This is a genomic window from Gordonia sp. AC31, assembly GCF_031844505.1.
Taxonomy (GTDB): Bacteria; Actinomycetota; Actinomycetes; order Mycobacteriales; family Mycobacteriaceae; genus Gordonia; species Gordonia hongkongensis.
This window is the reverse complement of record NZ_JAUZVK010000009.1, coordinates 124,005-142,529: the sequence shown is the minus strand read 5'-3', so window position 1 is coordinate 142,529 and position 18,525 is coordinate 124,005. Positions and strand designations below refer to the sequence as shown.

Annotated in this window: 19 protein-coding genes; 8 read left to right on the top strand and 11 right to left on the bottom strand. The window is 67.7% G+C overall.

The genetic code is table 11. The features are described 5' to 3' along the window. Positions 1–68 precede the first annotated feature (68 nt). Positions 69–1,358, bottom strand: coding sequence for a glycosyltransferase (locus Q9R39_RS13120; RefSeq protein ID WP_288815003.1), 1,290 nt, complete (start codon positions 1,356–1,358; stop codon positions 69–71). Positions 1,359–1,547: 189 nt separating this feature from the next. Here Q9R39_RS13120 and Q9R39_RS13115 point away from each other — a divergent pair, with 189 nt between their 5' ends. Further along, positions 1,548–2,171: a TetR/AcrR family transcriptional regulator gene (locus Q9R39_RS13115; RefSeq protein ID WP_068972316.1), complete on the top strand. Its 624-nt coding sequence runs from the start codon at positions 1,548–1,550 to the stop codon at positions 2,169–2,171. Here Q9R39_RS13115 and Q9R39_RS13110 read toward each other — a convergent pair whose 3' ends face one another. Continuing rightward, positions 2,172–3,341 (bottom strand): low temperature requirement protein A, encoded by a 1,170-nt coding sequence (locus Q9R39_RS13110; RefSeq protein WP_137810175.1) that lies wholly within the window; start codon positions 3,339–3,341, stop codon positions 2,172–2,174. Positions 3,342–3,527: 186 nt separating this feature from the next. On the opposite strand from Q9R39_RS13110, the gene Q9R39_RS13105 reads away from it, so the two are divergent. The 3 genes from Q9R39_RS13105 (at position 3,528) to Q9R39_RS13095 (ending at position 5,924) form a co-directional block, all read left to right on the top strand. Then, entirely contained in the window at positions 3,528–4,919 is a 1,392-nt protein-coding gene (locus Q9R39_RS13105) for an acyl-CoA synthetase (protein WP_311277608.1), read from the top strand. Positions 4,920–5,070: 151 nt separating this feature from the next. Continuing rightward, positions 5,071–5,382, top strand: coding sequence for a hypothetical protein (locus Q9R39_RS13100; RefSeq protein ID WP_247450652.1), 312 nt, complete (start codon positions 5,071–5,073; stop codon positions 5,380–5,382). Further along, positions 5,370–5,924, top strand: a complete 555-nt coding sequence (locus tag Q9R39_RS13095; protein WP_247450654.1) for an endonuclease domain-containing protein — start codon at positions 5,370–5,372, stop codon at positions 5,922–5,924. Before Q9R39_RS13100 ends, Q9R39_RS13095 begins: the two co-directional genes overlap by 13 nt. Before the next feature lie 80 nt (positions 5,925–6,004). On the opposite strand, the gene Q9R39_RS13090 is transcribed toward Q9R39_RS13095, so the two are convergent. Beyond that, the gene (locus Q9R39_RS13090) at positions 6,005–7,192 is read right to left on the bottom strand and encodes an alpha/beta fold hydrolase (RefSeq protein WP_137810176.1); all 1,188 of its coding nucleotides are present in this window, start codon (positions 7,190–7,192) and stop codon (positions 6,005–6,007) included. Continuing rightward, positions 7,189–8,307, bottom strand: a complete 1,119-nt coding sequence (locus Q9R39_RS13085) for a homogentisate 1,2-dioxygenase (RefSeq protein ID WP_137810177.1) — start codon at positions 8,305–8,307, stop codon at positions 7,189–7,191. Before Q9R39_RS13085 ends, Q9R39_RS13090 begins: the two co-directional genes overlap by 4 nt. 141 nt (positions 8,308–8,448) lie before the next feature. Between Q9R39_RS13085 and Q9R39_RS13080 the strand changes: the two genes are divergently transcribed. Both Q9R39_RS13080 and Q9R39_RS13075 read left to right on the top strand, forming a co-directional pair. Then, the gene (locus Q9R39_RS13080; RefSeq protein WP_265968673.1) at positions 8,449–9,057 is read left to right on the top strand and encodes a TetR/AcrR family transcriptional regulator; all 609 of its coding nucleotides are present in this window, start codon (positions 8,449–8,451) and stop codon (positions 9,055–9,057) included. 47 nt (positions 9,058–9,104) lie between these two features. Beyond that, entirely contained in the window at positions 9,105–9,680 is a 576-nt protein-coding gene (locus tag Q9R39_RS13075) for a GNAT family N-acetyltransferase (protein ID WP_311277607.1), read from the top strand. A gap of 13 nt (positions 9,681–9,693) precedes the next feature. Here Q9R39_RS13075 and Q9R39_RS13070 read toward each other — a convergent pair whose 3' ends face one another. From Q9R39_RS13070 to Q9R39_RS13040, 7 genes are all read right to left on the bottom strand, one after another. Then, positions 9,694–10,422 (bottom strand): DUF429 domain-containing protein, encoded by a 729-nt coding sequence (locus tag Q9R39_RS13070; RefSeq protein WP_311277620.1) that lies wholly within the window; start codon positions 10,420–10,422, stop codon positions 9,694–9,696. A 20-nt stretch (positions 10,423–10,442) separates the two neighbouring features. Further along, positions 10,443–11,744 carry a TrpB-like pyridoxal phosphate-dependent enzyme gene (locus Q9R39_RS13065; RefSeq protein WP_311277606.1) on the bottom strand — a complete coding sequence of 434 codons (1,302 nt, stop codon included), beginning with the start codon at positions 11,742–11,744 and terminating at the stop codon, positions 10,443–10,445. A 58-nt stretch (positions 11,745–11,802) separates the two neighbouring features. Further along, the gene (locus Q9R39_RS13060; protein ID WP_311277605.1) at positions 11,803–12,468 is read right to left on the bottom strand and encodes a response regulator; all 666 of its coding nucleotides are present in this window, start codon (positions 12,466–12,468) and stop codon (positions 11,803–11,805) included. Further along, the gene (locus Q9R39_RS13055; RefSeq protein ID WP_068971353.1) at positions 12,465–14,159 is read right to left on the bottom strand and encodes a sensor histidine kinase; all 1,695 of its coding nucleotides are present in this window, start codon (positions 14,157–14,159) and stop codon (positions 12,465–12,467) included. The genes Q9R39_RS13060 and Q9R39_RS13055 overlap by 4 nt, the downstream gene beginning before the upstream one ends. 105 nt (positions 14,160–14,264) lie before the next feature. After that, positions 14,265–15,776: a CitMHS family transporter gene (locus tag Q9R39_RS13050; protein ID WP_264186651.1), complete on the bottom strand. Its 1,512-nt coding sequence runs from the start codon at positions 15,774–15,776 to the stop codon at positions 14,265–14,267. Positions 15,777–15,861: 85 nt separating this feature from the next. After that, a complete protein-coding gene (gene dinB / locus Q9R39_RS13045; RefSeq protein WP_159371705.1) occupies positions 15,862–17,070 on the bottom strand; it encodes a DNA polymerase IV in 1,209 nt (402 codons plus the stop codon). 61 nt (positions 17,071–17,131) lie between these two features. Further along, positions 17,132–17,560, bottom strand: a complete 429-nt coding sequence (locus Q9R39_RS13040) for a YkvA family protein (protein ID WP_159371706.1) — start codon at positions 17,558–17,560, stop codon at positions 17,132–17,134. An 83-nt stretch (positions 17,561–17,643) separates the two neighbouring features. Here Q9R39_RS13040 and Q9R39_RS13035 point away from each other — a divergent pair, with 83 nt between their 5' ends. Together Q9R39_RS13035 and Q9R39_RS13030 are read left to right on the top strand one after the other, a co-directional pair. Beyond that, a complete protein-coding gene (locus Q9R39_RS13035) occupies positions 17,644–18,087 on the top strand; it encodes a class I SAM-dependent methyltransferase (RefSeq protein ID WP_223259023.1) in 444 nt (147 codons plus the stop codon). A 54-nt stretch (positions 18,088–18,141) separates the two neighbouring features. Next, positions 18,142–18,453, top strand: a complete 312-nt coding sequence (locus Q9R39_RS13030; RefSeq protein ID WP_223259022.1) for a hypothetical protein — start codon at positions 18,142–18,144, stop codon at positions 18,451–18,453. Positions 18,454–18,525: the final 72 nt, after the last annotated feature.

Here is an 18,525-nt window from a genome sequence, read left to right as displayed (position 1 = left end):
CTTTCTCGGTTGTCGTCGGCAGGTGCGCCGACATTCGGGTATCCGGATGACACAGACCGCGCGGCGGGTCAGGATGAGCGGGTCGATCGACGAACCGCCCGATCGACTTCGGTCACGATCGTCTGGGTCGAGTCGTAACCGGCGATTGCATGCGCCATCTGCCGGCACCGAACGGCAACGCCGTCGTCGGCCAGGATGCGGCGTACCGTCGCGGCGAGGTCCGCAGGAGCGGGTCGCCGGGTCCCCAGATCTGCGCCGACCCCGAAGTACGCCACCCGAGCCGCGACTTCGGGCTTGTCCTCACCCCCTGGTGCGACGACGACGGGCACGCCGTGGCGCAGCGCCTGCAGCACTCCGCCGTAGCCGCCGTTGGTGATCAGCACCGATGTGCGCGGCAACAGTGCGCCGTAGTCGAGGAACCGCGCGACCCGCGTGTTGTCGTTCCGCGGCACGGGATCCGGTTCCGCACCGCCGGTTGTCACGACGACCTGGACGTCCATCTCGGCCATCCCGGCGACGGCGGGTTCGATCAGTTGGGAGAAGTCGTCGTTGTCGAGCGTGCCCTGGGTGACGTGGACGATCGGGCGGTCGTCGTCGAGCATCTCCGACCACCACGACGGCGGGGGAACAGCAACGCCGGCGAACACCGGCCCCGCGAACACCGTGTTCGGCGCGAGATCGGATCGGGAATACTCGAATTCGGCCGGCCCCAACTGGACGAAACGGTCGAACGCGCTGGACAGGTCGAGGACGAAATGATCAAGCGAGCCCCCGGACCGTCGGACGAGGTCACGCGCCGAGGACTGCGTGGACGCGAACAACAGCCGTCGTACTGCCATGTGAGCCAACCGGTTACGGAGCCGACCCAGCCGGCCGGTCATCGGCGGCAAGCCGCTGTTGAAGGGTGCGACGTCGGGACTGGACTGAGCGAGCGGCATGGTGCCGACGCCGATGACCGGAGGCCGCCGGCCCGGGGGCCGGGACAGCAGGGGGATGATCCCGGCGAAGGTGCCGTCGCACAGGATCACGTCGACGCCCCGGCGGCCGACGACCGACGCCACCGCCGTTGCCTGCTCCGGCAGCGGCGCGATGAACGTCCGCTCGACCTGATAGCGCGAGAGCGCCAGTCCGCGGTACCGATGCCGGTCGGGGGTGAAGCTGTCGGGGTCACGTTCGTCCAGATCGGCGACTCCGTTCAGCGATTCGACGGTCAGCCCGGCGTCGCCAACCCGGTCGGCGAAACGCGAGCCGGTCAGCATGATCACCTCGTGACCGCGATCCGCGAGCACACGTCCGACAGCGGTGAGCGGACCGACGTGTCCGGCCAGCGGCGTGGCGCACAACAGAATGGTCGACATCGATCCTCCATTTGGGTAGAGCTCGACTCTAACCAAATTGGACGACGGATGAGCGCTCTCGCGCGATCGGTCCCATCTTTGCACTTCAGCGGGCTAAGTGAATTCGGGGACCGTGATCGACCTTTGGGTGAAACCCAGCAACGCCACTACTATCGTTGTCGTTGGAGTCCGACCCGACCGGAGGCCGGCGTGAGCAAACGCCCCTACACACCGCGTAAGCGCGCGATCAGCGCCGCGCAGACGCGGACACGCATCCTCGACGCCGCCCAGGCGCTGTTCGTCCAGCAGGGATATTCGCGGACCACCGTGCAGCAGATCGCGCAGCAGGCCGGGGTGTCCGTCGGCACCGTGCATCAGGCGGGGTCGAAAGCGTCTCTCATGACGGCCGTCCTCGAACGCGCCTTCACCGGTGACGAGAAGTTCGTCTCGCTGCTCGAGCGACCCGAGTTCATCGCGATCATGAACGACACCGACACCGATCGCGCCATCGGGCGGTACGTCGACCACGTCGTCGCCGCGAACAGCCGGATCGCCGATCTATGGCATGCCGCGACGCTGGCGGCCGACACCGACCCGGCCATCGGCGAACAACTCGAGCGGTCTGAGCTCCGCCGGCTCGACGACGTGCACACCGGCTGCCACTGGTTCGTCCACCGGGGCCTGATCTCCGACACCCGGGTCGACGAATTCGCCGACATTCTGAGCTATCTCACCGGCCCGGCGACCCATCGCTACTTCACCGTCGAACGGAACTGGAGCACCGCGCGATTACGCAGTTGGCTGCTCACCGGCATCATGGCGGCGATGCGGTAGTCACGCGTACGGGTCACCGGTTGTGGTGAGTGGTGGTCGAAGGACCAGGACGACGACAATCGCGACGAGGAAGACGGCGGTCAAGGCGAACGGGACCGGGATGACCGGGTCGAGCAGGACCAGCACGGCACCGACCGGTACCACGGTGTTCACCACGCGATCAGCGTTGGCGCGCAGAGCAATCCACCAGATGCCCAGGATGAAGACGGCAATGGGGATCGTGACCGTGAACGACGCCTGGGTTTCCGTCAGCTCGCTGTGGTGGGTCAGGACGTCGATCTCGACCTCGATACCGGCCGAGAAGGCACCGGCAGCGGCGAAGACGAAGTAGTGGACGTATCCGTATCGAAGGGAGTCGGCGAGCGATCCGATGGCCCGGTGGTGCGGCGGCCAGAAGTAGATCCACCACAGCGCGGCGGTCGCGATGAACGTGAGGATCGCGATCGAGATCAGCGGGGCGAGCTCCTGTTCGTTGTGCAGGGCCTCGATGATGGCGTTCGACGACGCCAACAGGCTCTCGCCGAGCAGGATCAGCGTGAACAGTCCGTACCGTTCGGTGATGTGATGCGGATGCCACGGAGTGTTTCCCTGCTTCTCGGCGACCACCGGCACCGCGAGCTCGGCACCGACGAGCATCACGAACCCGATGGTTGCGGCTGCTCCCGACGGTACGAACAGCCATAGCAGCCACAAGATCTGGACGACGGCGATCCCGGCGGCATAGAGCCGGGTCGTCCGGCGGCGGTCTCCGGCAGAGCCGGAAGCGCGCAACCACTGCGCGACCATCGCGACGCGCATGACCACGTAGCCGAACACGACCAGGGTGAACTCGTGGTCGACGAAGGCGGGCTCGATCCCGGCGGCCAGCACCAGCACACCCGCCATCTGGACGAAGGTGAGCACCCGGTAGAGCCAGTCGTCGGTGCCGAACGATGTCGCGAACCAGGTGAAGTTCATCCACGCCCACCAGATGGCGAAGAAGATGAAGGCGTACGACACGACCCCGTCGACGATGTGGTTCTCGGTGAGTGCGTGATGGAGCTGGACGGCTGCGATGCTGACCGCGACCACGAAGACCAGATCGAAGAAGAGCTCGAGCGTGCTGGCCGTCCGGCCCGGTTCGGCCGGGTCTCGTAGGCGCATGGTGCTCAGGTGAAAGCGCTCAGACATCGTTGCCCCCGATCGGTCGCTGCGTGTGCACGAGATCATGCCATCGGCGCCGAGGGCATGCGCTCAGGAGTGCGGGTCGGGGTGTCCCACCGCCGACGGCGGTCGGCGTGAGGGGCGCACGCCGTGTGACCTCGGCGATCTGCGCAGGTGACGGGCGGGATGGACCCGTCGTGGCACAGTGAACACGTGCTGCTGCCCACCCTGACCCCCACCGCACCGGACGACCCCGCCGTGATCCGTGTCGGCGACGACAAGCTGTCGCGCGAGGACCTCGTCGGGGCCGCGACGGCGGTCGCCGAACGGATCGCCGGTGCCCGAACCGTCGCGGTACTGGCCACGCCGACGGTGGAGACGGTGCTGGCGGTGGTGGGCGCGCTGATCGCCGGGGTGCCGGTCGTCCCCGTTCCGCCCGACTCCGGGCCGCGCGAGTTCGAGCACATCCTCGCGGACTCGGGGGCACAGGCGTGGCTCGGACAGGCCCCCACCGCGCCGACCCTGCCCGTCATCCCGGTCCGCCGCTACGCGAAATCGTGGCACCGTCACCCGGAACCGCACGCCGATTCGACCGCACTGATCCTCTATACCTCCGGCACGACCGGCCTCCCCAAAGGTGTTCCGATCACCAGGCAGAGCATCGCCGAGGGCCTCGACGCACTCGCCGATGCGTGGCTGTGGACCGCCGACGACACTCTGGCGCATGGCCTTCCGCTGTTCCACGTCCACGGGTTGATCCTGGGGGTCCTGGGTCCCCTGCGACGGGGCGGGCGACTGATCCACACCGTCACCCCGACCGCGGACACCTACGCCGGTGCCGCCGGATCCGGCGCGACCATGTTCTTCGGCGTGCCGACGGTGTGGAGCCGCGTCGCCGCCGATCCGACTGCGGCACAGACGCTGTCGTCGGCGCGCGTCCTGGTGTCGGGCAGCGCCCCGCTTCCCGTGCCGGTCTTCGAGCGGATCCACGAGCTCACCGGCCACGAGATCGTCGAGCGTTACGGCATGACCGAGACACTGATCACCGTCAGCACGCGCGTCGACGGACAGCGCCGGCCCGGATGGGTGGGTCTCCCGCTCGCCCACGTGGAGACCAGGCTGGTGGAGAACGGTGAGCCGCTGCCCCACGACGGCGAGAGCGTGGGCGATCTCCACGTCCGCGGCCCGATGATGGCGTCCGGGTATCTGAATCGTCCGGATGCGACTGCCGAATCCTGGCTTTCCGACGGCTTTTTCGCGACCGGTGACGTCGCGGTCATCGACGGGGACGGGATGCACCGCATCGTCGGCCGACGAGCGACCGACCTCATCAAGTCCGGCGGGTTCCGCATCGGGGCCGGCGAGATCGAGACCGTCCTGCTCGCCCACCCGGCGGTCCGCGAGGTGGCGGTGATCGGCGTCCCCGACGACTACCTGGGCCAACGCATCGTCGCCTACGTCGTCGGCGACCAGGTCGCCGACACCGAGCTCATCGAGTTCGTCGCCGGCGAGCTGTCGAATCACAAGCGGCCGCGCGAGATCCGGTTCGTCGAGTCCCTCCCGCGCAATGCGATGGGCAAGGTGCAGAAGAAGCTGCTGGAATGACCGTCGTCTGAAAACCGCCCGGTGGAGCGGACCCGACGACGGTCTGTCGGCTGTCCGTTTTCCACGGGCGGTTTTCAGATGGCTGACGTAGTTATCCACAGACGTCTCGGACGCCGGGTTCTGCCCGCCGCCACGACCGACACTGTCCCGCATGACCTTCGACGAGCTCACCGAGGGGTTCGGCGGCGTCGTCGCCACCCATCAACTCCTGGCCGCCGGCGAGACCGCCGCATCGATCCGGGATGCGTGCCGTTCCGGCACGCTCTCGTCGATACGCCATGGGTGGTATCGGACCGAGTCCGCCGATCCAGAAGTGGTCGGGGCCGTCGCCGATCACGGCGTCGTCTCCTGTGCGACCGCGCTACGACGCCACGGACTCTGGATACCTGAACATCCCGAACAAGTGCATTCGCGGGTGACGCGCCACGAGCGTCGCCGATCCCACGACAGGTGCCGACGGTAGGCCGGCCGACCCCGGCCGACGGCGCCGTCGACGATGTCGCGACAGCATTGCAGTACGCCGCCCGGTGCTTCGACGTCGAGGGATTCGTCATCCTGTGCGACTCCGCACTCAACACCGGCAAGATCACGCCCGCACGACTCCGCACCGAGTTCGATGACGCGCCGATGTTCATCAAGCGCGCCATCGAGAAGACTCACCGACTCGCCGCGTCGGGAACCGAGACAGCAGCCCGCCTGCGTCTCAGAAGCGCCGGCTTGCGAGTCACGGTCCAGCACCACGTACCCAGTGTCGGATGGGTCGATCTGCTCGTCGGAGAACGGCTCGCGCTCGAGCTGGACAGCGTCGAACACCACTCCGGAATCGAGAAGTACGAGGAGGATCGCACTCGAGACCGAAAGCTGATCTCACGCGGTTACTTTCCGTTGCGGGTCACCTATGCACAGGTGTTCGGCGACTGGGCCGACACCTATGCGGACATCGCCGAGATCATCGCTCGGGGGTACCACCGCACCCGGTCGCCTGCCTGGAGAAAGCCAAGCTGATAACCGCCCATCAGAAACGGACACCGGGCGCTACGTCCCCGAGCACTTTCCACCGGGCGGTTTTCAGCGAACCCAGGCCGTCAGTTGGCCCACGACCGCTCGGCCAGCCACTCGGTGATGGTCCCGACCGCCTCTTTCAGGTGTGGGATCTGGTCTCGGCCCGAGTAGTAGTGCGTCGCACCGACAATGGTGTGCAGGGTCTTGTCGGGATGACCGACCGCGTCGAAGAGGCGGTGCGTATGACTGGGCGTGCACGCGTTGTCGGCGGAGTTGCCGATGACCAGTGTCGGGACCGCGAGATCGGCCGCACACCGGGGACCGTCGCCGTTGGCGTCGTCGAAGCTCCACTGCGACAGCCAACTTCGCAGCGTGGTGAACCGGGCGAGTCCGACCGGGCCCATGTTGACGATCCGCGGATCACCCAGATAGCAACCGAGCTTGCGATCGCTCGGGTCGACGGTCAGGTCGAGCCAGCGCGGATCGGCCATCGTTCCGTGCACGATGAAACCGCGCTCCATCAGCGGTTCGCCCCGCCCGCGCAGATCGACGAGTCGCTCTTTCACCCAGGCGGTGATCCGCCGGTTGCGGTCGATCTGCGCCGCGCGGTAACGGTCGAGGAACTCCGCCGAGTACGGCGGCTGGTTCGGGTTCGAGGGATTGTAGAGGTCCAGCTCCGGATCGCGGTTGTCGGGATCCGACTCGTCGAGGATCGACGGGTCCATCCACTCGGTCAGGGTCCCGTGCCGCGAGACGTGCGCCGCGAGCAGCATCATGCCGTCGGCGGCGGGGAGGTCGAGGGCGGTCAGGTCCGGCGGTTCCCCGGCAGGTGTGGCGGCGACCGTCGCGTGCTGTGCCTGCTGCTGGTAGTACAGCGACAGTGCGCCGCCGCCGCTCCACCCGGCCAGGATGACCTTCTCGTAACCGAGGCGTTCGCGCGCATCCTTCACGCACGCACCGAGATCCTGCACCACCTTCTCCATGATCAACGCACTGTCGACGCCGCGATACCGGCTGTTGCAGTAGATGACATGGTGGCCGGCGCGGGCGAGCGCATTGGTCATCGGCAAGTAGGCGCCGCCCCCGATCGGGTGCATGAAGACGATGACGTTCTTCGACGGCACGCCACAGGGGCGGAGCAGGTAGCTCTCGAGCACCACACTCTCGGTCACCCCGCCGTAGGTGTCCTGGTACGCCGAGAGATCATCGAAGACAACGAGATAGGGAATGCGGTCGTAGTCGTGACGAGGCACGTCCCCCCGGTCGCTCATACTCGTGACCCGGCGCCGGCCTGTGCGGAGTCCGCGACCCCGGATTCGAAAAGTGCGGGTGCGGCGATCAACCGTCGACGGGTGTCGATCGAGATCACCTGCCATTCCACGCGGTCGAACTCGTCGAACTTGCGCCGGGAACGCTCTCGCGCCCGCTCCGGGATGCCGTGATGCATCCCCTGGGGTGCGTGGGAGATCAGGCCCGGCGGCATGCCGACTCCGAACATGCTGCCGCCGTGGAAGAACGCGATCTCGTCGAAGTCGGTGTTCCGGTGGTACCACGGCAGCCGTTCGGCACCTCTGCGCGCCTCGGCGGGGCGCGGCAGGAAGTTCATCACGTACACCCCGGTCGCCTGCATGAACAGATGCACCGTGGGCGGCAGATGCACCGTCTCGGAGGTGATGACGTCGTAGTCCTCGATGTTGAACGTGAACGGGAAATTGTCTCCACGCCAGCCCTCTACGTCGAGCGGGTGGAACGGGTAGAACAGCGATGTCTGCCCCTCTCGCTGCCGGAACCGCACCTCGTACTCGTCTCGGCCGTCACCGTCGAACGCCTCCGCCTCGGGAACGACGACGAGCGAGGAGTCGAAGGGGAAGAACCTGCCCAGTACGCCCGGTTCGGGCACCCGGAACTCGTCGACCGCCTCGATGACGAGCAGCAACGACGCACCGTCGGGCACCTGACGATAGGTGCACCCCTTGGGGAGATATACGTAATCGCCGGGCCGGTAGGGCAATCGACCGAACTCGGTCTCGAAATACCCGGTGCCCTCGTGGACGAAGACGAGTTCGTCGCCGTCGACCGGGCGAAACCAGAACGGAGCGGCCTCTTTCCGACGACTCAAAGAAATCCGGCAGTCCTCGTTATGGAACATCAGCAGCGGCTCACCCGCGGGGTCGTTCTGGTCGGTGGGCGCGAGGTCGGTGACGATTCGATCGACGCCGGTGTGGGTGCCCACCGCCCGGAACTGCGTCGGGTCGTTGCGTCGATACAGATGTGCCGTGCGGCCGGTGAAACCGTAGCGTCCGAGTTCATCGTCTTTCAGATCGGCGACATCTCGGTGCACCTGCCGAGGCGTGCGCCCCTTGCGATGCTGGACGAACGATTCCATGCCGAACTCCTGTCTCTGCGTTTTTCTGATGCTAGATTCAGGTTCAGAAGATGACAAGGGTCACACTTCCGATCGATCCGAGTGCGGTCTTCGACCGTCCACGTGGTTCGATGAGGAATCGGTCCGCGGAAGGAGCTCACGGTGCCGCCGACGAACAAAGGACGCCAGACCGAGGCCGCGTTTCTCGACGCCGCGCGCCGGACGTTCGCCGAAAAGGGCTACCTGAACACCAAGATCTCGGACATCTCGGCCGCTGCCGGCCGCTCGACGGGTTCGTTCTACAACTACTACGACAGCAAGGACCGGCTGCTCGAAGCCCTGCTGGACCAGTTCTCGGACGAAGTGGTGGAACAATCACTCGCGACCCGGCACACCGACCCGGAGGCGAGCGTCCGCGCGGCCGTGACCGCGTACTGGACGACCTACAAGAAGTACCTGCCCGAGATCATCGGCCTGTTCCAGATGTCGATGACCGACGACGATTTTCGCAACCGATGGCTGGCCAACCGGGTGTCCGGTGTGAAGCAGGTGTTGTCGGGTCTGCACGGTGCCGAGCGCGCGGGCTACTCCATCGGCCTGCCGCTCGAACCGCTGGCGTCCGCGCTGGTCGCGACCCTCGAATCCACGTGCTGGACCTGGCTTGCGGTCCGCGGTGACGCCGCTGGGCCCGTACCCGACGACGACACGGCCATCGAGATCCTCACCGCGATCTGGTACCGTACCGTCTTCGGGGCCGGACCGGCGAGCTGACCACAACCCCCTTGCCGTCCCGGACCGAGCCGACGACGATGGGACGCATGCCCATCGAGGTCCGGCCCGCGACGATCTTCGACGACATCGCCACGATGGTCGGTCCGAAGAAACCGACGTCGAACGTCTGCTGGTGCCTGAGCTACCGCATCCCGAGCAAGCAGAACCAGGAGCTGGTCCGCGAGCAGCGCGGAGAGTTCGTGAAAGAGCTGTGCGACAGCGGCATTCCGCTGGGTGTGCTCGCCTACGACGACGCGGGCGAGGTCGTCGGCTGGGCGGCCGCCTCGCCGCGCGCGGACACGACCTTCGCCCGGAACCGGAAGATCCCCCACGTGGACGACCTGCCGGTGTGGTCGGTGTGGTGCATCCGGGTCCGCCCCGGTCATCGCAAGCAGGGGATCTCGCACGCACTGCTGGCCGGGGCCGTCGACTACGCACGGTCGAACGGTGCCCCCGCGATCGAGGGCTACCCCGTCGACAATCAGGGCGCCAAGGTCGACCTGACGATGGCCTATGTCGGGACCCGCGCTCTGTTCGAGAAGGCCGGTTTCACCAAGGCGGCCGACACCTCGTCGGTCCTCGCCGGGTTCCCGCGCGTGCTCATGCGGTTGTCGCTGGACTGACCGAGGCCCCAACTCAGATCAGCTCCGCCAGTTCCGCGGAGGGAACGTGGATCCACCCCTCCCGCGCGGCCACCACTCGATCGGCCGGGCCCGGCGACGTGGTCCGGCCGAGCTCGGCGGCGCGCGCGATCAGCGCGGTGATCACGGCGTCGAACGCGTCGTCGTCACGGGCCATGGTCTCGGCATGAACGCTGAGATCCAACCATGGCGCAGCTTCTTCGAGAGCGACGACGAGCCCGGCGAGCACCGAAACATTGGCGGCCCGTTTGTATCCGCGCGAGGTCAGTCCCCAGCGCTTGAGTGCCCCCGCGGGATACGCCTCGACCGCCCACCCGTCGACGCGGTCGTCGACGCCCAGGTCTGCGAGCAAGCCGGCGCATCGGAACGCGACGTGCGCGATCTGGTCCGCCGACACGCTGAGCGGGCGGCCGACACCGGCATCGACGATCCGCAGATCGGTGCGACGCAACGCAAGTGGTCGTCGACGGGCGATGTCGTCGAGCTCCCGCCCCTTCGACAGTTCGTTGCGATGATGCGCGACGACGAAGTCGACGAACTCGTCGGGCCAGCCGAAGGGGGAGTCGATCCCGATGCGGGTCGATCCCTCGACGAGGCGTCGGATGGCGGTGTCGTCCGCGCCCACGACGAGGTCGGTGAGCACGGCCCTCTCCGCATCCCAATCGACGCATGCGACAGCTGTTTTCGCCGGCGATGCGGACAGGTCGACGCCGACCGTCCGCATCACCGGGATCACGGATCGACTCAGAAGTTGCCCTCGAGGAACTCGGCGTACGCCGGCAGATCGAGTTGCCCGTGGCCCGATAGCCCGATCACGACGACCTCGTCCTTGTCGCTGTCGGCGACGTGCGCGGCGCAGGCCGCGATCGCATGCGTCGACTCGGGAGCGGGGACGATGCCCTGGGTCCGGGCGAACTGCACGCCCGCGGAGAACGCGTCGTGCTGGGAGATGGCGACACCCTGCACCAGACCGAGCTCCACCGTGTGGCTCAGCGCCGGCGCCATGCCGTGATAGCGCAGACCACCGGCGTGGATGGGGTCGGGCACGAAATCCATACCGAGCGTGTGCATCTTGAGCAACGGGGTCAGTCCGGCGACGTCACCGTGATCGTAGCGGTACTCCCCCTGCGTGATCGACGGGCACGCGGCGGGCTCGGCGGCGATGACGCGCGGATCCGAGCGGCCGTGCAGCTTCTCCCGCAGGAACGGGAACGACAACCCCGCGAGGTTCGAACCGCCTCCGGCACAACCGAACACAACATCGGCACCACCCGGCTCCACCGCGTTGAGCTGATCGACGGCCTCCTGCCCGATGACACTCTGGTGCAGCACCACGTGATTGAGCACGCTGCCCAGCGCGTAACGGGTGTCGGGGTTGGAGGCGGCGACCTCGACGGCCTCGCTGACGGCCATCCCCAGGCTGCCCGTGGTGTTCGGGTCCTTGGCGAGCATCGCGCGACCCGACTCGGTCAGCTCGGACGGACTGGGGTGGATGGTCCCGCCGTAGGTGCGGATGAGGAACCCCCGGTAGGGCTTCGAGCTGTACGACGCACGGACCTGCCACACTTCGACGTCGATGCCGAACTGCGCACCCGCGAACGCCAGTGCGCTCCCCCACTGACCGGCTCCGGTCTCCGTCGTCAGTTTGGTGACGCCGTCGAGGCTGTTGTAGTACGCCTGCGCGACAGCCGAATTCGTCTTGTGGCTGCCGACCGGGCTGACACCCTCGTACTTCACGTAGATCCGCGCCCTGGTGTTGAGCGCCTCCTCGAAACGACGCGCGCGGATCAGCGGCGACGGCCGCCACATCCGGTAGATCTCGCGCACCGGTTCGGGGATCTCGATGTAGGGCTCGGTGGACACCTCTTGCGCGATGAGGCCACTCGGGAACAACGCGGCGAGATCGTCCGGCCCGACCGGTTCCTTGGTGCCCGGATGCAGGTGCGGCGGGATCGGGGAGTCGAGTTCGGCCGCGAGGTTGTACCAATGGGTCGGGACATCCACTGTGATCAGATCCGGATTCCCAATCTCGACATGCATCGTCATGGATCACCACTCTAATCCTCGGGCCGGTCCCCGCGCCCCGTGCCGACCGATCCCGCTGTCACGCCCCGGGCAGTCGATACTCCTGCCGGGGCCGCCCGGTGGCGCCGTACTGCAGCGACATCGTCAACCGTCCGGCCGCCACGAGATTCGCGAGGTGCCGCCGCGCGGTCGGTGCCGCGATGCCGATCTCCCGCGACACATCGTCGGCGAACAGCGGAGCGCCCTCGGCGAACAACGCCAGGATCCGCTGTTCGGTCGGCGACCCCCCCTCGGCCCGGTCCGCGGCGCGGGTGCCGAACCGCAGTGCCGACAGCGCTGCGTCGACGGCGTGCTGGTCGACGTTCTCGCCCGCCAGCATCCGCCGGTACTGGGCATAGCCGGCCAACCGACGGGCGAGGTCGGCGTCGTCGAAGGGTTTGATCAGGTAGGCGAGCGCACCGGCACGCATCGCGCTTCGTACCGCCGAGGCGTCGGTCTCGGCGCCGACGATGAAGCAGTCGCAGTCGAGTTCGGCGACCAGTTCGATGCCCGAGCCGTCCGGCAGGTAGACGTCGAGGAGTGCGAGATCGATGTCGGGATGTTCGGCGATCGCTTGACGTGCCGCACCGATGCTGCCCGCCCGGGCTCGCACCGAGAAGCCCCGGACGGCGTCGACGATCGCCGAGTGCAGAGCCGCGACCCGGAAGTCGTCGTCGACGATCAGGACGCCGAGGTCGTCGGTCATGGGGTCACTCCCGGTTCTTCGGTCTGGCTGTACGAGTCGTCTTCGGCCTCGTCCGTCGGCGCGAGCACGCCGGGCAGGCGGGCGACGAACACGGCCCCGCCCGGTTCGTCATCATCCGCGGAGCCGCGACCCCCCGCATCGGCGACCCACACGTCGCCGCCGACCCGGCGCGCGATCTGCCGGGCCAGGGCGAGTCCCATACCGCGGCCGCCGGGTACGTGCGCGCCCGATTTGGTCGTGACGCCCTCGGCGAAGACGTCGTCGGGGTCCTCGAAGGCGATGCCGGGTCCGGAGTCCCCGACGGTGACCAGGACCGTGTCGCCGTCGGCGATGACCTCGACCTCGACCTCACCGGGCTGTCCACCGTCCGGTCCGGACGCGGCGGCATCGATCCCGTTGTCGACGAGGTTGCCGAGCACGGTGGTGACGACGACGGGTTCGGTGAGCACGCCCTGAATCCAGGTCTGGTCGCCCAGTCGCAGGACCACCCGGCGCTCGCGCGCCTGAGCCGCCTTCGCGTCGAGAAACGCGTGGAGGTGTGGTTCGCGCACATTGTCGAGTCCGGCGAGAAGCGCCCCTCCCGGTCCGGTTCCGGTGACCTCGTCCAGGTAGGCGAGCGCCTCGTCGGCGTGCCCGTGCCGGAGCAGGCCGGCGAGTACGTGCATCCGGTTGGCGGTTTCGTGGCGCTGTGCGCGTAGGGCGGTGCTCATCGACTTGATCGAATCCACCTCGCGGCTGAGTGCTTCGACGTCGGTGCGATCGATCACCGACAGGACCATGCCGAGGTCGCGACCGTCGGCCCGCACCCGATGGGAACTCACCAGCACCACCCGTTCGCCGACACCGGCGGCGAGGGGTTCGTCGGTGGGCGTGGCCAGGACGGTCGCCACCCGCGGGGTCAGGCCGAGGTCGTCGGCGGGGGTGCCGACCGGGGCGTCGATGTCGAGCAGCGCACGCGCCCTGTCGTTGACGACGCGCACGATGCCGTCGGCGTCGACGGCGAGCACGCCGTCGGCCATCGAGTGCAGCACCGCCCCCTGTTCCCGGACGAGCTCGGCCAGTTCGTCGGGCTCCAAACCCAGGGTGAGCCGGCGCCACCGACGGGCCAGCAGCACCGAACCCACCGCGCCGATACCCAGTGCCGCAAGCGCGAGGAGCGCGATCGCGACGATGTCGGTGCGGGTCTCGGAGCCCAGGCGTTCGGTGGAGACACCGACGCTCACGAACCCGACGACCACGCCGTCGGTGTTCAGGACCGGGACCTTCGCGCGGACCGACTCGCCGAGGGTGCCCCGGTCGGTGTTCACCTCGTTCGATCCGGACAGCACCTTCGACGGGTCCGTGGAGACCGTCCTGGCCAGCTCCGTCACCTCGGGATGTGCCAGACGGATGCCGCGGTCGTTGCCGATGACGACGAACAGGGCTCCGGTCCGGGCTCGTACTGCCGCCGCCTGACGTTGCAGCGGGCCGTCGACCAGGTCCGCCGCGTCCACCCGGTCACCGGGATGGGCGGCGACCTCGCTGCGGACCTCGGCGTCGGCGGCGACCGACTGCGCGATGGCGAGCGCGCGCTGTGCGTACTCGTCGCGCACCCGGTCGTCGGCTCCGGCGATGACCAGACCGAACCCGACCGCGAGGCTGACCGCTATCACCGCCAGCTGCAGGAGCAGCACCTGCGTCCGCAAACGCATGGTGTCAGCCTAATGCTCGCTGTGGGGCAGGCACGCCGACGCGGCGATCCGTGGGGAACGGATCGCCGCGTGGAGTGTGGATCGGCATGCACCGGTTGGGCCGTATCAGAACGGGATGGCCCCGACCAGGACCCCGACGGCGAGCATCACCAGCGAGACGACCGTGGCGCGCCACAGGACCTTCTTGTGGTGGTCGGCCAGGGTGATCCCGGCCAGTGCGACCAGCAGCAGGATCGCCGGGACGAGTGGGCTCTGCATGTGCACGGTCTGGCCGGTGATCGATGCCCGCGCCATCTCGGTGGGGTCGATGCCGTAGCGGGTCGCGGTCTCGGACAGGACCGGTAGCACCCCGTAGTAGAAGGCGTCGTTGCTCATCAGGAAGGTGAGCGGGATCGAGAGCACGCCGATCACGATGGCCATGTGGGGGCCCATCCAGTCGGGGATGCCATCGGCCAGCCAGTGCGCGATGGCGTCGACCATCCCGGTGCCGTTGAACACGCCGGTGAGGACGGCGGCGGCGAGGACCATGGCGACCACCGACACGATGCTCGAGCTGTGCCGGGTGATGGCCTCCTGCTGCTGCTTGATGTGCGGGAAGTTGATGGCCAGGGCGATGCCGGCGAAGATCATGAACAGCACCGGGATGGCGACGATGTCGGCACCGAGGATGGCCAGCAGGGCCACGGTGAGTCCGGCGTTCACCCAGAAGAGCTTGGGCCGCAGGGTTTCCCGATTGGGGTCGAGGACGCCCGAGAAAGATGCGTCGCGGTCGTCGTCGGCGGCGCCCGCCACGGGGCGGCTGAGATCGTGATCGCCGGTGGGAGCGTCGTCGTAGGCGCCCGAGCCTGTTCCCGTCGAACCCGAACCGCGCGCCCGACGACCCTTGGGCGGCAACCCGGTTCCGCCGCCGGCGCCGACCAGTACCTCTTCCTTCGGGGCGAGGATCGAATCCCGGATCTCCAGCTTGCCGATGCGCCGGCGTTCGAGCACACCGAGGTGATAGGCGAAGAGCAGTACGACGATCAGCGCCGCCACCAGTGCGGGGACCATCGGGACGAAGACGTCGTTGGTGTCGATGTTCAGCGCACTTGCGGCGCGGGCGGTGGGGCCACCCCACGGCAAAATGTTCATCGTGCCGTTGGTGAGTCCGGCGACGACCGTGAGGACGACCGGGCTGACGCCGAGCTTCAGGTACAGCGGCAGCAGTGCGGCCGTCGTGATGATGAAGGTCGTCGAACCGTCGCCGTCGAGGGAGACGACACCGGCGAGCACCGCGGTTCCGACCACCAGGCGGGCCGGGTCGTCGTGCACCGCGCGGACGACCGCCCGGACCACCGGGTCGAAGAGTCCGACGTCGATCATGATGCCGAAGAAGATGATCGCGAAGAACAGCATCGCCGCGGTGGGGGCGAGGTCTTTGATGCCGTCGGTGATCATGTCGCTGATGCCGAGGCCGGCACCGGCGAAGAGGCCGAAGGCGACGGGGACGAGGATCAGCGCGACCACGGGCGTCGCCCGCTTGGTGATGATCAGCACCATGAAGGTGGCGACCATCCCGAGGCCGAGGGCTACCAACATTGTCTTACTCGATTCTGCAGCGGATGTGAGGGCGACCACATCGGGTGGTCACATCAGAAGTGTTGGGGGTCACCGGCATCACAGTCACGCTTGGGCGCATAAGTAGCGTTTCGCGCTTTTCGCGCTAGTCGGGCAGCATCGGTGCGTCGTCGCCGTGGTTGCGTCCGATGAGGACCGCGCGGGTGACCGAGTCGCGGCCGAACCGGTCCCGCAGCAGATCCATCGTCGCGTCGAGTTCGTGGGCATGGTCGGTGTCGAAGGGAAGCGTCAGCTGGATGCTGTCGTGGTCGTCGAGGTTGGTCAGCGACAACCCGACCAGGGTGCATCCCCGTTCGCGGATGATCGGCATCGCGTCGGCGAGGAGGCCGCGCGCCGACGCCATGATGAGGTCGGTGCGGTCGGTGGACTCCAGCAGCGTGCGGGACCGGGTGGCGCGGGTGAAGTCGTCGAAGCGCAACCGCAGAACGATTGTCCGACAGACCCGTTCGGCCGTTCGGAGCCGTTTGCCCAATCGTTCGACGATCGCGGTGATGGTCGCCTCGAGGTCGGCCTCGGACTTCGGACGTCGGCCGAGCGCGCGTTGTGAACCGATTGAGCTGCGTCGTTTGCCGGTCTCCACCCGACGCGGGTCCTGGGCGAGTGACAGCGCGAAGAGGTGCCGTCCGGCACCCGACCCGACGATGCCGCGCAACGACCGCTCCCCGAGGGCCGCCAGCTGGCCGACGGTCTCGACTCCTGCGTCGTGCAGCTTGGCCTCGGTGACCGGACCGACCCCCCAGAGTCGACGGACCGGGAGCGGATGCAGGAAGTCGAGTTCGGTTCCCGGCTCGACGATGAGCAGGCCGTCCGGCTTGCCGACGGCGCTGGCGACCTTGGCGAGGAACTTGCTGCGTGCTCCGCCGACCGTGATGGGGAGACCGACCTCCTCGCGGACGCGGCGTCGAATCGTCGATGCGACGTCGTGCGACGTACCGCTGATCCGGCCGAGCCCCCCAACGTCGAGGAAGGCCTCGTCGACCGAGATCCCCTCGACCACCGGAGTGGTGTCGTGGAAGATGTCGAAGACCTCCCGACTCGCCTCCATGTAGGCCTCGAACCGCGGCCGGACGACGATCGCGTCGGGACAGAGTGCCCGCGCCTCGTGGCCCGGCATCGGCGATCGCACCCCGCGGGCCTTGGCCTCATAGCTCGCCGCGAGGACGACGCCGCCGCCGACGAGAACCGGACGGCCGCGAAGCGAGGGGTCGTCCCGCTGCTCGACCGAGGCGTAGAACGAGTCGAGATCGGCATGCAGGATCGACGGATCCCGCCGTTCCCGCCGCTCGATGCGCATAGAACACATGTTCGCATGAGGGTCGGACATGTACCAGCACGTCCGAGGCAGCCGACTCGGGCTATGGGTCCATCGGCTTTGTGGGATCGCCGATGCCGGCCAGGCGGCGCACCGCGACCAGACCGTCGTCGCTGCCGGGCCAATGGCGCCGGAGCGCATCTTGGCCGGCACGGCGGACGACCGAGCGCAGCGCCAACACCACGATGATCGCGTCGTCGGCGTAGCCGAGAACGGGGATGAAGTCGGGAATCAGGTCGATGGGAAGGACCAAGTAGATCAAGAGCAGCATTAGCCGGACGCGGACACCACGGGGGAGTTCTCGGTCAGCGGCCAGCCGTCGCAGCAGTACGACGGTGTCGGGCAGTAGCCGAAGGAGGTCTTTGGCCCGCAAACCGGGTGGGCGAGCGACAAGGAGAGCGATCACCAGGATCACCCACAGCAACAGCACCCCACCTGCGACGGAGATCGCGATGGCGACGAGGCGTTCCATCAGGACGGCTCCGTTCTGTCGGCGAAGGGTGAGACGTCCGCCACTTTATCGGGAACCGTTGTCAACACGTCTACGCTGAACCCATGCCAGGCCCGAGCATCGCCGAGATCTTCAACTCGACCAGTCCCGATTTCGACCTGGTGACTCCCCTCGTCTGGGGTCCGGCGGGCGAGACCCTCGTTGCTCGGGCACGGGTCGCGCTGGGCGATGAGGTTCTCGACATCTGTTCCGGCACCGGTGCCAGCGCGCTGGCCGCCGCGCGGGTCGTCGGACCCGACGGGCACGTCACGGCAGTCGACTTCGCCGCCGATCTGGTGGAGCGTGGCCGAACCAGCGCCTATGCGGCCGGTCTGCGCAACATCGACTTCCGGGTCGACGACGTGACCGCGCTGCCCGGCCGGGAGCGCGGCGAATACGACGTGATCACATGCGGTTTCGGCGTGTTCTTTCTGCCGGACATGGACGACTCGGTGCGCAAACTACTGCCCCTCCTGCGCCCACGTGGTCGTCTCGCAGTCGCGGTATAACATGACGACGCACTCCACGACTTCACCGGCGCCTACTTCGCCGAGGTCGCCCGCGTGACGAACACGCCGCCGCCACCCGGTCCGCGTGCCCCGTCCGACGGACCGCCTCACCCCATCACGCGGATCGACACCGAGGAGAAGATCGTCAGGTGGCTCGAATCGCTTGGCGCAGAAGAGGTGTCCGCGTCAGTTCTCGACCTGCGCGTACCACGGACCGACGAGTTCTCCTGGTCGATGGTCCTCGGCAGCGGGTTGCGCGGCGCACTCGCCGACCTGGACGCCGACGCCGTCGAGGACGTGCGAGTCGGGTTCCTGCAGCGGCTGGCAGACGAGAGGGGATCACCGAAGTCGACTGCGACACACTGATTGCCGTGGGTGAACGACCGGCCGACTGACCTCGCGGCGCTTCCACCGCCGGGCGTCGACGGCTTCGCGCGA

Coding starts and splice junctions, on each gene's coding strand:
- Q9R39_RS13120 (WP_288815003.1), bottom strand. CDS start 1,358: ATGTCGACCATTCTGTTGTGCGCCACGCCGCTGGCCGGACACGTCGGT.
- Q9R39_RS13110 (WP_137810175.1), bottom strand. CDS start 3,341: ATGTCTGAGCGCTTTCACCTGAGCACCATGCGCCTACGAGACCCGGCC.
- Q9R39_RS13100 (WP_247450652.1), top strand. CDS start 5,071: ATGACCTTCGACGAGCTCACCGAGGGGTTCGGCGGCGTCGTCGCCACC.
- Q9R39_RS13090 (WP_137810176.1), bottom strand. CDS start 7,192: ATGAGCGACCGGGGGGACGTGCCTCGTCACGACTACGACCGCATTCCC.
- Q9R39_RS13085 (WP_137810177.1), bottom strand. CDS start 8,307: ATGGAATCGTTCGTCCAGCATCGCAAGGGGCGCACGCCTCGGCAGGTG.
- Q9R39_RS13075 (WP_311277607.1), top strand. CDS start 9,105: ATGCCCATCGAGGTCCGGCCCGCGACGATCTTCGACGACATCGCCACG.
- Q9R39_RS13070 (WP_311277620.1), bottom strand. CDS start 10,422: ATGCGGACGGTCGGCGTCGACCTGTCCGCATCGCCGGCGAAAACAGCT.
- Q9R39_RS13065 (WP_311277606.1), bottom strand. CDS start 11,744: ATGACGATGCATGTCGAGATTGGGAATCCGGATCTGATCACAGTGGAT.
- Q9R39_RS13060 (WP_311277605.1), bottom strand. CDS start 12,468: ATGACCGACGACCTCGGCGTCCTGATCGTCGACGACGACTTCCGGGTC.
- Q9R39_RS13055 (WP_068971353.1), bottom strand. CDS start 14,159: ATGCGTTTGCGGACGCAGGTGCTGCTCCTGCAGCTGGCGGTGATAGCG.
- dinB (WP_159371705.1), bottom strand. CDS start 17,070: ATGCGCATCGAGCGGCGGGAACGGCGGGATCCGTCGATCCTGCATGCC.
- Q9R39_RS13040 (WP_159371706.1), bottom strand. CDS start 17,560: ATGGAACGCCTCGTCGCCATCGCGATCTCCGTCGCAGGTGGGGTGCTG.
- Q9R39_RS13035 (WP_223259023.1), top strand. CDS start 17,644: ATGCCAGGCCCGAGCATCGCCGAGATCTTCAACTCGACCAGTCCCGAT.